This is a genomic window from Sphingomonas sp. R86521, assembly GCF_042466235.1.
GTDB lineage: Bacteria > Pseudomonadota > Alphaproteobacteria > Sphingomonadales > Sphingomonadaceae > Sphingomonas.
Genome location: NZ_JAXHBY010000001.1, coordinates 1128953 through 1140967 on the forward strand (window position 1 = coordinate 1128953; position 12015 = coordinate 1140967).

General features: G+C 67.9%; 9 protein-coding genes. 4 read left to right on the forward strand and 5 right to left on the reverse strand.

Going from position 1 to position 12015, the window contains the following annotated elements; all coding sequences use genetic code 11:
* Positions 1-52: 52 nt before the first annotated feature.
* Both SJY20_RS05325 and SJY20_RS05330 read right to left on the reverse strand, forming a co-directional pair.
* Complete coding sequence (locus SJY20_RS05325; protein WP_380785557.1) at positions 53-1207, reverse strand: HlyD family secretion protein; 1155 nt, start codon at positions 1205-1207, stop codon at positions 53-55.
* Positions 1204-2865 carry an MFS transporter gene (locus SJY20_RS05330; RefSeq protein WP_380785559.1) on the reverse strand — a complete coding sequence of 554 codons (1662 nt, stop codon included), beginning with the start codon at positions 2863-2865 and terminating at the stop codon, positions 1204-1206. Before SJY20_RS05330 ends, SJY20_RS05325 begins: the two co-directional genes overlap by 4 nt.
* A 169-nt stretch (positions 2866-3034) precedes the next feature.
* On the opposite strand from SJY20_RS05330, the gene SJY20_RS05335 reads away from it, so the two are divergent.
* Entirely contained in the window at positions 3035-4159 is a 1125-nt protein-coding gene (locus SJY20_RS05335; protein ID WP_380785560.1) for a mechanosensitive ion channel family protein, read from the forward strand.
* A 98-nt stretch (positions 4160-4257) separates the two neighbouring features.
* On the opposite strand, the gene SJY20_RS05340 is transcribed toward SJY20_RS05335, so the two are convergent.
* Genes SJY20_RS05340 through otsB form a run of 3 tightly spaced genes read right to left on the reverse strand, consistent with a single transcriptional unit; the run spans position 4258 to position 8206 of the window.
* Positions 4258-5646, reverse strand: a complete 1389-nt coding sequence (locus SJY20_RS05340) for a trehalose-6-phosphate synthase (RefSeq protein WP_380785561.1) — start codon at positions 5644-5646, stop codon at positions 4258-4260.
* Positions 5643-7451: a glycoside hydrolase family 15 protein gene (locus SJY20_RS05345; RefSeq protein ID WP_380785563.1), complete on the reverse strand. Its 1809-nt coding sequence runs from the start codon at positions 7449-7451 to the stop codon at positions 5643-5645. Before SJY20_RS05345 ends, SJY20_RS05340 begins: the two co-directional genes overlap by 4 nt.
* A complete protein-coding gene (gene otsB, locus SJY20_RS05350) occupies positions 7451-8206 on the reverse strand; it encodes a trehalose-phosphatase (RefSeq protein ID WP_380785564.1) in 756 nt (251 codons plus the stop codon). Before otsB ends, SJY20_RS05345 begins: the two co-directional genes overlap by 1 nt.
* Positions 8207-8395: 189 nt before the next feature.
* On the opposite strand from otsB, the gene SJY20_RS05355 reads away from it, so the two are divergent.
* From SJY20_RS05355 to SJY20_RS05365, 3 genes are read left to right on the forward strand one after another with little or no spacing between them, the layout of a single operon-like run.
* Positions 8396-9853 (forward strand): efflux transporter outer membrane subunit, encoded by a 1458-nt coding sequence (locus SJY20_RS05355; protein ID WP_380785565.1) that lies wholly within the window; start codon positions 8396-8398, stop codon positions 9851-9853.
* Complete coding sequence (locus SJY20_RS05360; RefSeq protein ID WP_380785566.1) at positions 9853-11229, forward strand: efflux RND transporter periplasmic adaptor subunit; 1377 nt, start codon at positions 9853-9855, stop codon at positions 11227-11229. Before SJY20_RS05355 ends, SJY20_RS05360 begins: the two co-directional genes overlap by 1 nt.
* Before the next feature lie 55 nt (positions 11230-11284).
* On the forward strand, positions 11285-11941 hold the full coding sequence (locus SJY20_RS05365; protein WP_380788572.1) for an ABC transporter ATP-binding protein: 657 nt from the start codon (positions 11285-11287) through the stop codon (positions 11939-11941).
* Positions 11942-12015: the final 74 nt, after the last annotated feature.

Genomic DNA, 12015 nt, shown 5'->3' on the forward strand with positions numbered 1-12015 from the left:
CCCTTGCAGGGGAGAATTAGGGCCGTCCGTCCTCTATCGAGCAAGCCACCCATCACCGATCCCCCGGCCCCCCGGCCGTGTCCACCCGTGCCTGCACGGACATCCCCGGCCGCAGGCGCCGCGCCAGCGGCTGGCCCGCATCAACGCGAATGCGCACCGCAATCCGCTGTGGCACCTTGGTGAAATTACCCGTCGCATTGTCGGACTTGAGCACCGCGAACTCCGATCCCGCCGCCGGCGAGATCCGTTCGACGCGCCCCGTCAGCCGCGCGTTGGCGAGACCATCGACGGTGAACGACGCCTGCTGGCCGACCGTCATCCGCGCGGTCTGCGCTTCCTTGAAATTGGCGATCACCCAGGTTTCAGGCGGCACCAGGAACATCAGCTGCGACCCCGCCGTGACATATTGCCCGAGCCGTACCCCGACTTCGCTCAGCCGCCCGGTTTCGGGCGCGCGGACGATGGTGTTGGCAAGGTCGATGCGCGCCAGCTGTCGCGCCGCCTCTGCGCCGGAGACGCCGGCCTGCTGCCCGCCGCGGCCGACCTCGACGGTGCGGATGTCCTGGCGTGCGATCTCGCGTGCGGCGTTGGCCTGCTGGACCTGCGCCTGCGCCTGGCGCAGCGCGGCCAGCGTCTGGTCGCGTTCGCGCAGGGACACCGATCCGTCGGTGACCAGATCGTTGACGCGGTTCATGTCGGCCTGTGCGCGCATCAACTGGGCGCGGGCGTTGGCGACCGCGGCGTCCTGCGCAGCGAGGCTGGCGGCTCGCGATGCCGCGGTCTGGCGGCTGTTCGCCAGCGTCGCTTCCTGCGCACCGACCTGTGCCTGCGCCTGTTCGACGCGCTGGCGATAGATGCGATCGTCGATCAGCACCAGCGGCTGGCCGGCGGTGACGTCGGCGAAGTCGCGCACGAACACCTTGGTGACATAGCCGCTGACCTGCGGGCTGATCACCGTGGTGCGGCCGCGGACATAGGCGTTGTCGGTCGATTCGTTCGCCGTGGTGAACGGCGGCAACCGCCATGCCGCGAGGACCGCGCAGACGCCGGCGACCGCGAGCAGCACAATGACGATGGTCGCGGTCGCGCTCGGCCGCTGGGGTTTCCAGCCCGACCCGGCCGGTGGCGCGGCCGGGCTGCCGGCGGCGATCTCGGCGGCGCGCGCCTCGCTGACGGGTGCGGGATCGGGGACTCGCGTGTCGGTCATGCCGGCGTACCGATGCGTGCCGCGATCCGCGCGCGGCGGGCGCGAAGGGCCAGCAGGGTCAGCAGATAGGCGGTCGTGATCGCGGCAAGGATCGCGACCAGCCGGAAGGTGTCGTTGTAGGCCAGGATGTTCGCCTCTCGGGTTGCGGTCTGCGCCAAAATCGCTGCTCCCTCCGCCGAGCGCAAGCCGGGATCGCCGATCACGCGTGCGACCGCGGCACCGCCGGCCTGGATGCGCTGCGACACGATCGGGTCGGTGGCGACGATATCCTGCACGATCGCCGCGCTGTGCGCCTTTTCGCGGATCGTCTGATAGGTGCCGAGCAGCGCGGTGCCGGCCAGCCCGCCGACCGAATTGACGATCCCGAACAGCGCGAAGAAGCTGATGATGTGGCCGCTGCCTGCCTTCAAGGCGCGGGTCAGCCCGAACAGCAGCGCGGGGCCGAGGAAGAACGTCCCCGAAAACGCGATCATCGCCTGTGTCCAGTACATCTGCGGTGCGCGGGTCAGGTTGGTGGCGTGCGAATCCATATAGGCGGCGACCGCGACGATCCCGATCGCGAGCATCACCGGATGCGTCAGACGTTCGGGGTCGAGCGTGATCGCGCTCAGCATCACGCCGGCGACCGACGCCAGGAAGATGATCGTGAAGAACGGCACGAGCTGGTCGTTGTTCTCGCCCAGCACCGCCAGCAGCCCGACCGACGCGAAGGTCTGTTCCGACAGCACGATGCGCGCCATGATCGTGACGACCGCGAACCGCAGGATGTCGGCGCCCCCCAGCCACCGGGTGTTGATCAGCGGGTTGGCGCGGTGGTGTTCGATCCACAGCGCGGCCGCGAGCATCGGAATCGCTGCGACCAGCGCCCAGCCGAGCCATGCGCTTTGCGTCCACCACACATAGCGACCCTCGCCGAGTACCGCGGTGGCCAGCCCGACGCCGACAGCGAACAGCACGAAGGTCACGAAATCGAGCGGTTCGAACACCTTGATCCGCGTCGTCGGCGGCAGCCGAAGGAACGCGACCGCCGCGAGGCTGAGCAGCGCCATGCCGAGTTCGAACAGGTACAAGGTCCGCCACTGCGACATCGCGAGCAGGTCAGGCGAGAACAGCCGCGCCAGCGGCGTCGCGCATTGCGGCACGCCAAGCCCGATCACGATGCTCTTCAGCCGCCATTTCGCCGGCAGGCTCTGCATTACGTAGTACAGTCCCAGGCTCGACAGCGCCGCGCCCGCCATCCCGCTGGCGCCGCGGACCAGGATTGCCGACCAGAAGCCGTGCACGAACAAATGCGCGAGCGTGAATAGCATGTAGAGCCCGAGGAAGATCAGCGCGAACGGCCGCAGCCCGAACTGCTGGCGGAACTTGATCAGCAGCAGGTTGATCGACACGTTGGTCATCACATAGACCGTCGGCAGCCACGCGATCTCCGCCGGATCGAGCGCCAGCGCGCCCTGCAGCGTCGTGGTGTTCGCCGAGATCAGCGCGTTGCCGAGCCCACCGGTGAGGCCGAGCTGTATGCCGATCACGCCGTAGGCGATCTGGCGGCGCAACGGATGTTCGGGATTGCCCGGCGATCCGGGAATCGTCGGCAGTTCGTGCTTGGCGAACTGCCAGTCTTCCTCGCTCAGGAATTTGCGCAGGCGGGTGCCGATCATGCCGCTCTATACGCACCAAGCGGCGATAGGGTCACTAGGCGCTCGCTCGTCATCCTGACGAACGTCAGGATCCAGAGCCACGGGCGCTCCGCATGCTACCCTGGGTCCTGACTTTCGTCAGGATGACGACGGCAGATCGATCATGCTGCACTGCGGCGGAACATTCCGCATGCGTACCGGTTGCATCCAGATGCGCCGCCTTTTCCGAACGCTCCACGTTTCGTCCGACTGGGTCTGGATCGAAAGCGTTGTCGCCGTCTCCGTCGCGGTGCTCGCCGCGCTGGTCGCGCACTGGCTGACGATGCGGATCGCCGGTCACGCGCAGCGCCGCAGCACCGCCAAGACCGACGGGTTGGTCCTTGCGCGGATCCGCCGCCCGTTGCGTGCGGTGTTCGTCGCGGTCGCGGTCAGCTTCGTCGCGCGGTTCCTGCCGATGGATGGCGACGTCCAGGACATGTGGCACCAGGCGCTTGGCTTCGTGGTGCCGGCGCTACTCGGCTGGCTCGCGGTGGCGGCGCTGCGGGCGACGCAGGACGTCGTCGAGATCCGCGCCGACATCACCGTCGAGGACAATCTGCGTGCTCGTCGCAAGCGTACGCGGGCGGCGATCCTCGGGCGGATCGGCACGTTCTTCATCATCTTCATCAGCGTCTGCCTGATGCTGCTCAGCGTCCCCGGCATCCGCACCATCGGCGTCACGCTGATGGCCTCGGCGGGGATCGCCGGCCTCGTCGTCGGTGCCGCCGCACAGCCTGCGCTGAAGAACCTGATTGCCGGCGTGCAGATGGCGTTCACCGAACCGATCCGGCTCGACGACGTCGTGATCGTCGCGGGCGAATGGGGGCGGATCGAACAGATCCACCTGACCTTCGTCGTCATCAAGATCTGGGACGAACGCCGCCTGGTGGTGCCGGTGTCGAAGTTCCTCGAGGAGAGCTTCCAGAACTGGACGCGCGAGACCAGCCAGTTGCTGGGATCGGTGTTCTGGTATCTCGATCCCAGCGCCGACATCCCGCGCTTCCGCGCCAAGCTGGCGGAGGTGGTCAGCGCCAACCCGCGCTGGGACAAGCGGTTCTTCAACGTCCAGGTGACCGACATGAAGGCCGACGCGATCGAGGTCCGCGGCCTGATGACCGCCAAGGATGCCGCGGTCGCGTTCGACCTGCGCTGCGACGTCCGCGAGGCGATGCTGGCCTTCATCCGTGACGAGATGCCCGAGGCGATGCCCCGCGGGCGCCTGCTGATGGGGCCGGACGTGGTCGGCGACCGCGTCCTTCGAACCCCGTCATCCTGACGAAAGTCAGGACCCAGAGTAACGAACGACATCGCTAGTGGCTCTGGGTCCTGACTTTCGTCAGGATGACGGGTGGGAGCAGGGACCGGACACAACCCCTAAACCGTAGCGTGTTCCGGCACCGCTTCCAGCGCGGTGATGAACAGTTCGCACCACCACATCACGTCTTCGCGGCGGACGTTGTCGATCATCTTTTCCCAGCGCGCCTTGCGTTCCGCCAGCGGCATCGTCAGCGCCCGGGCGATCGCGTCGGACATCTCCTCCGGGCTGTACGGATTGACCAGAACCGCATCGGGCAGCTGCGCGGCGGCGCCGGCGAACTGCGACAGGATCAGCACGCCGGGATCCTCGGGATCCTGTGCCGCGACATATTCCTTGGCAACCAGGTTCATGCCGTCGCGCAGCGGCGTGACCAGTCCGATCCGCGCCGCACGGTAGATGCCGGCGAGGAAATCGCGCGGGAAACCCTGGTTGACGTAACGGATCGGCGTCCAGTCGATGTCCGAGAATTCGCCGTTGATCCGCCCCGACATCGAATCGAGGTTCGCGCGGATCTCCTGATAGGTGTCGACCTTCTCGCGGCTGGGCGGTGCGATCTGCAGCATGTAGACCAGCCCGCGGCGGTCGGGGTGCGACGCCAGGAACCGCTCATACCCCGCGAACCGCTCGGCCAGACCCTTCGAGTAATCGAGCCGGTCGACGCCCACGATCAGGCTGCGCCCGGTCGCGGACATGTACATGCGTTCGCGCGCCATCCTTGCGGTGTCGCTGCTCGCGGATTTCTCGAAATCCGCGGTCTCGATCCCGATCGGCGTCGTGATCGCCTTGATCGTACGATCGCCGACGGTGACCCAGCCGTCCTCACCGACGACGCCATCGAGCTGACTCGTCACGTAGTGGAGGAAGCTGTCGAGCCAGTCTTGCGTCTGGAACCCGATCACATCGTACGCGAACATCGATTCGACCAGCGCCCGGTGGCTCGGCAGCGACAGCAGCATCGCCATCGGCGGCCACGGGATGTGGAGGAAGAAGCCGATCTTGTTCTCGACGCCCAGCTTGCGCAGTTCCTGCCCGAGCGGGACGTGGTGGTAGTCGTGGACCCAGACCAGGTCGTCCGGCTCGATCAACGGCAACACCGTCTCCGCAAACCGCTTGTTCACGCGCGCATAACCGCTGGAGAAGTCGCGCTCGAACTCGGTCAGGTCGATCCGGTAATGGAACAACGGCCACAGCGTGCGGTTCGCATAGCCGTTATAATATTCGTCGAAATCCTGTTCCTCCAGGTCGATCGTCGCCGTCGTGACGCCCTTGCCCTGCTGGAAATTGATATGGCCGGTGAACTTGTCGGTAGTCGCGCCCGACCATCCGAACCACACGCCGCCCTTTTCGCGGAGTGCGGCGAGCAGCGCGACAGCGAGCCCACCCTGATTGCCTGAAGGTGCGTCGACCGACTGGACCCGGTTCGAGATGACGACGAGGCGGCTCATCGGACGGCACTCCAGGGCTTGCTCAGCAGGGTGGCGCAGTTGATCAGCCCGACCAGCGAATAGGTCTGCGGATAATTGCCCCACAGTTCGCCGGTGTTCGGATCGATGTCCTCGGACAACAGCCCTGCCGGGGTCCGCCGCGCGACCATCTCCTCGAACAGCGCACGTGCATCGGCGGAGCGGCCGGTGACGTGCAGCGCCTCGATCAGCCAGAAGGTGCAGACGTTGAACGCGGTGTGCGGCAGGCCGAAATCGTCCTCGGTCGCATAGCGCAGCATGTAGGATCCGCGGCGCAGCCCCTCCTCGACCGCGGTCAGCGTCGACTGGAAGCGTGGATCGTCGGGCGCCAGGAAACGCAGGTCGAGCAGCTGGATCAGGCTGGCATCGAGATCGTCGCCGCCGAACGTCGCCGAGATACGCTGGGTATCCTCGCGCCACGCCGCACCCTCGATCGTCGCGCGCATCGTGTCGGCGCGATCCTGCCAGAACACGCAGCGGTCGCTCAGCCCCAGCACCTGAGCCGCGTTAGACAGCCGGTCGCAGGCCGCCCAGCACATCGCCGCCGAATAGGTGTGGACATGCGCCTTGGTGCGCAGCTCCCACAGCCCGGCATCTGGCTTGTCATAGCTTTCCCAGGCGCGCTCGCCGACCAGTTCCAAGCTGGCGAAATCCTCCGGTCCCGACATCCGGAAGAGTCGTTCGTCGAAGAACGCCTGGACGTCGGACAGCACGATCTGGCCATACGCGTCGTGCTGGATCTGCTCATAGGCCTGGTTGCCGACGCGCACCGGACCCATGCCGCGATAGCCGGGCAGGGTGGTCTCGATCCGCTCGACCAGCGTGGCTTCGCCGCCGACGCCGTACAGCGGCTGGATATGCCCGCCCTTCGACGCGTCGACGATGTTGCGAAGGTATTCCAGATAGCCTTCGAGCACGTCGAGCGCGCCGAGCCGGTTGAGCGCCTGCACCGTATAATAGGCGTCGCGGATCCAGCAGTAGCGATAGTCCCAGTTGCGCTCCGATCCCTCATGCTCGGGGATCGACGTCGTCAGCGCGGCGACGATCGCGCCGGTCTCCTCGTGCTGGCACAGCTTCAGCGTGATCGCGGCGCGGATCACGACGTCCTGCCACTCGACCGGCGTCGCTAGGCCGCGGACCCAGTGGCGCCACTCGTTGGTGGTTCGCTCCAGCATCGCTGCGGCGGCTTCGCTGAGCTTGCCCGCGAACGTCTCGTCGGGCCCCAGGAACATGTGCGCCGGACGTTCGAGGCGGAACCAGTTCTCCGCGGTCAGGTGACCGACCGGCGCATCGGTCGACAGCCGCAGGGTCTGGTCCGCCATCAGGTAGCGGATGTGGTTCGACCCATGCGTGCGCCCCGCCGGCTCGCCCCAGTTGGTCGCGACCCGCAGCCGCATCCGCACCCGCGGCGATCCCGACACCGGCCGGACGATCCGCACGAAGCTGGTCGGGCGATAGGTCCGCCCCTCGCGCACGAAGCGCGGCGCGAAGTCGGTTACCTCGATCGCGTTGCCGCATTCGTCCTCGTGGCGGGTCACCAGGATCGGGGTGTTGCGGATATAGCTCTGCGTGATCGACCGGCAATTCTCCAGCTCGATCGACCAGAATCCGGTCTCGGGTTCCTCGGTACCGCCCAGCAGCGAGCAGAATGCCGGATCGCCATCGACGCGCGGCATGCAGCCCCAGACGAAAGTGCCGCCGCTGTCGATCAGCGCGGAGACCTGGCAATTGCCGATCGGCCATAGGTTCATGTCGGCAGTGGTCGCGGGGAGGGTGGGCGTTGGCATCATATCTCCAGTATCGCGGTGATCCAGTCGCGAAGCGCGGTCACATCGCCAAGGCGGTAGGTGGCGGCGGTAGGGCGCATCGCACCGATAAGAACGCCAGCCCCGCCGAGCGCGGCGGCGGCGACGAAGCCGTCCTCATCGGTCACGTCGTCGCCAAAGAACAGTGGTTTCGTCCCCGCCATAGCCGGCGCGACCATCAGCGCGGTCAGCGCGGCACCCTTGTCGCCGGGGCTGCGCACTTCGGCCATCATCTTGCCCCGCTGCAACGTCAGCTGATGGGTTTCGGCGACCTGCTCGACGAACTGCACCGCGTCCGCTTCCAGTTCGGGATGAGCGCGGTAGTGCAGCGCGGCGCCCAGGCTCTTGGCCTCGAACACGAGGTCGTGTGCGGTAGCAAAGTCGGCGAGCTCGGCAGCGGCGCGTTCCAGCGCGGCGGGTGGTTCGGGCGTGACATGCCCGTCCTCCGGCGTCCGTCGTTCAGCGCCGTGGCTGCCCGCGACCGCGAACAGCCGCGCATGGCCGCCGAGCATCGCATCGAGCTGCGCGATCGACCGACCGCTGACGATCGCGACGCGGCCGGGCAGCCGTTCCGCGAGCGCATCCAGTTGCGCGAGCAAGCCCGCCTCGACCACCACGCCGTCGGGCGTCGCGGCGAGATCGACCAGCGTCCCGTCGAAGTCGAAGAACAGGCTGGTATCGCCAAGCGAATGGGGCGGCGCACGGTCGGGCGTCGCGGACAGGCGTTCGGCTGGCATGATTTCCTAACCCTCGGGACAACGGCTGCGTTCCGCTGCACCGCGGAAAATTGATACGCAACCGGTTCGATCTGGCGGTCGTCATCCGGGGCTCGTCCCGGGATGACGGCGGGGTATGCGATCGCCCGGATACATCTGGCGACACAAAACCACTGGACGAGGGCGAGCCTCGCCGCCATCCCCCTGCGCATGGTCCGCACCCGCGCCCTTCTCCTGCTGTCCGCCGCGCTCGCCGGCTGCACCGTCGGCCCCGATTACCATCCCAAGGCGGCATCCGAGCTGGGCGTCCCCGACGCCTATTCGGTCACGCCCGCGGCGACCGCGGCCGACCTGACCCGCTGGTGGCAGCGGTTCGACGATCCCGTGCTCGGGCAACTCGTCGAGCAGGCCGCCGCCTCCAACCTCGATATCGCGCAGAGCGTCGCCCGCCTCCGCCAGGCCCGCCAGTCGCTCAACCAGAGCCGCGCGTCGCTGTTGCCGACGCTCAGCGGGTCGGCCGGGTATCAGCGCAACGAGAATTTGCGCGGCGGCGGGCGCGCGTTCACGCTGCCCGATGGTACCGTGGTCGACACCGGCGGGGGCGGCGGCGCCAACAGCTTCTCCGTCGGTCTGAGCGCGAGCTACCAGGTCGGCATTTTCGGCGAGATCCGCCGCACCGTCGAGGCAAGCAACGCCGATTACGCGGCCTCCGGCTACGACTATGCGACCGTGCTGCTCTCGGTCGAAAGCGAGGTCGCGCGCAACTACGTCCTCGCCCGGCTGTATCAAGCGCAGCTCGCCAATGCGCGCGCGTCGCTCGCGATCCAGGACGACAATCTCGAAATCGCCGGGTTCCGTGTCCAAGCCGGCCTCGTTTCCAGCCTGGACGCCGAACAGGCCCGCGCCCAGCGCGCGCAGACCGCGGCGACCGTCCCCAACCTCGAACAGCAGTATAACGCTGCAGTCTCGCGCCTCGGCGTGCTGACCGCGCAGGCGCCGGGCGCGCTGAAACCGCTGATCGCGCCGGTCAAGCCGATCCCGAGCGGCCCTGCGACCGTCGAGACAGGCATCCCCGCCGACACGCTGCGCCAGCGCCCCGATATCCGCGCCTCCGAACGCGCGCTCGCCGCCGCCACCGCGCGGATCGGCGTGGCCAAGGCGCAGCTCTATCCGGCGCTCGCGATCACCGGGAACATCAACACCAACGCCAGCACGATCGGCAATATCGGCGAGGCGATCACCGGCGGGCTTTTCGCCGGGCTGACCCAGGCGATCTTCAACGGCGGCCGCCTGCGCAGCCAGGTCCGCGCCAGCGAAGCCGCCGCCGACGGCGCGTTCGCGGCCTATCGCGGCACCGTGCTGACCGCGCTGGAGGATGTCGAGAACGCCGTCGTCGCGCTGCGATCGGCGCAGGAACGCGAGCGGCAGTTCGCGATCGCGCTCGATGCCGCGAACAATTCCGCGATCCTGTCGCGCAGCCAATACCGCACCGGGCTGACCGACTTCACGACGCTGAACCAGCAGGAAACCGCGTTGCTGTCGGCGCAGAACGGCGCGACCCAGGCGCGTTCGGACGCCGCCACCGCGCTGATCGCGCTCTATATCGCGCTCGGCGGCGGCTGGGATGCGACGCGCGTGCCCGAAGCACCAAATTCAGGGACCCGGTGATGGCCGACGAACATCTCGACGATTTCCTCGGCGTGAAGCCGCAGGCGCCGTGGAAACGCTACATCAAATGGGTCGCGATCGCGGTCGGCGTGGTGCTGTTGTGCCTGTTGCTCGCGCGCTGTTTCGGGGCGAAGCCGCAGACCGAATATACCGTCACGCCCGCCGCGCGCGGCAATCTGACCGTCACTGTGTCCGCGACCGGCAAGCTGGCGCCGACCAACCAAGTCACGGTCGGTTCGCAGCTGTCGGGGCTGGTCACCAAGGTCGTCGCCGACGTCAACGACCGCGTCGTCGCGGGCCAGCCACTGGCGCTGATCGATCCCGAACAGCTCGACGACCAGATCCGCCAGGGCAACGCACAGCTTTCCGCCAACCAGGCGCAGGTGAACCAGGCGCAGGCCACCGTCGGCGAGAGCCAGGCACAGCTCGCGCGGCTCGAGGAAGTCTCGCGGCTGTCGGGCGGCCGGGTGCCGTCCAAGACCGAGTTGCAGACCGGCCGCGCGACCTACCAGCGTGCCGTCGCCGCGCTGAAGGTGGCGCAGGCCAATGTCGTCGCCAGCCGCGCCGCGCTCGCGCAGAGCCAGACCCAGCGCGCCCGTGCGATCATCCGCTCGCCCGTCACCGGCGTGGTGCTCGCGCGCCAGATCGACCCCGGCCAGACAGTCGCGGCATCGTTCAACACCCCGACGCTGTTCGTGATCGCCGAGGACCTGACCAAGATGAAGCTGGAGGTCGCGATCGACGAAGCCGACGTCGGCGAGGTCAAGATCGGCCAGAAGGCGAACTTCACCGTCGACGCGTTCCCGGGCCAGACCTTCCCCGCGACGATCAGCCGGGTCGATCTCGGCTCCAACCTGACCGTCAGCTCGGCGACCTCGTCCAGCACGACCTCGACGACGTCGACCACCGGGCAGGTGGTGTCCTATGCCGCCGACCTGACCGTCGCGAACCCGTCGCTGACGCTGCGGCCCGGCATGACCGCGACCGCCGATATCGTGACATCGGACAAGCGCGGCGTGCTGCTCGTCCCCAACGCCGCGCTGCGCTTCAAGCCGACCGCCGCGAGCGACGCGGGCGGCGGCATCGCCGGTTCGCTGACCTTCCGCCCGCGTCGTGGCGGCGGCGCCGAGCGTACCGCGACCCTGGCGCGTGGCGCGCAGCAGACGCTGTACGTCAAGGGCGCCGACGGCACGCCGCAGGCTGTGCAGGTCACCACCGGCGACACCAACGGCACGATGACCGAAGTGCTGTCGGGGCTGCAACCCGGCGCGCAGGTCATCACCGGCCAGCTCGCGACCGGCGGCGAGAACAACAAGACCAGCGGCGCGGGTCGTCGTTCGGGCGGCGCGAGCAAGGGTGGGGGCGGTGGCCAGTAACGCCCCCCTCATCAGCTTGCGCGGCGTCACCAAGACCTACGGCACCGGCGCGACGATGTTCCAGGCGCTGAAGGGCGTCGACCTCGACATCGCGACCGGTGATTTCGTCGCGGTGATGGGGCCGTCGGGGTCGGGCAAGTCGACCACGATGAACATCCTCGGCTGCCTCGACGTGCCGAGCGACGGCACCTTCCTGTTCCGCGGCCATCACGTCGAGACGCTCGACCGCGACCAGCGCGCGCTGCTCCGCCGCCGCTATCTCGGCTTCGTGTTCCAGGGCTTCAACCTGCTCAGCCGCACCAGCGCGCTCGAGAACGTCGAACTGCCCTTGCTCTATCGCGGCGACGAGAAGCGCGCTCGTCGGGAGATGGCGATGGCGAGCCTCGACACGGTCGGGCTGGCGGACTGGTGGGACCACACCCCCGCCGAACTGTCGGGCGGCCAGCAACAGCGCGTCGCAATCGCACGCGCGCTGGTGACGAGCCCCGACGTGCTGCTCGCCGACGAACCGACCGGAAACCTCGACAGCGAACGCTCGATCGAGATCATGGAACTGCTGACCCGGCTGAACGCGGAGAAGAACATCACCGTGCTGATGGTCACGCACGAGGCCGACATGGCGGCGTTCGCGAGAACGGTGATCCACTTCAAGGACGGTCTGGTCGAGCGGATCGAGAGCCAGCACCGCCAGGGCGAGAGGGTGGAAGCGTGAACGGCAAGCGCAACCGGTCCCCCTCCCGCTTGCGGGAGGGGCTAGGGGAGGGCGTGTCCCAGGCACCAGCCTCC

Coding starts and splice junctions, on each gene's coding strand:
- SJY20_RS05355 (WP_380785565.1), top strand. CDS start 8,396: ATGGTCCGCACCCGCGCCCTTCTCCTGCTGTCCGCCGCGCTCGCCGGC.
- SJY20_RS05345 (WP_380785563.1), bottom strand. CDS start 7,451: ATGCCAACGCCCACCCTCCCCGCGACCACTGCCGACATGAACCTATGG.
- SJY20_RS05330 (WP_380785559.1), bottom strand. CDS start 2,865: ATGATCGGCACCCGCCTGCGCAAATTCCTGAGCGAGGAAGACTGGCAG.
- SJY20_RS05340 (WP_380785561.1), bottom strand. CDS start 5,646: ATGAGCCGCCTCGTCGTCATCTCGAACCGGGTCCAGTCGGTCGACGCA.
- SJY20_RS05335 (WP_380785560.1), top strand. CDS start 3,035: ATGCGTACCGGTTGCATCCAGATGCGCCGCCTTTTCCGAACGCTCCAC.
- otsB (WP_380785564.1), bottom strand. CDS start 8,206: ATGCCAGCCGAACGCCTGTCCGCGACGCCCGACCGTGCGCCGCCCCAT.
- SJY20_RS05325 (WP_380785557.1), bottom strand. CDS start 1,207: ATGACCGACACGCGAGTCCCCGATCCCGCACCCGTCAGCGAGGCGCGC.
- SJY20_RS05360 (WP_380785566.1), top strand. CDS start 9,853: ATGGCCGACGAACATCTCGACGATTTCCTCGGCGTGAAGCCGCAGGCG.
- SJY20_RS05365 (WP_380788572.1), top strand. CDS start 11,285: ATGTTCCAGGCGCTGAAGGGCGTCGACCTCGACATCGCGACCGGTGAT.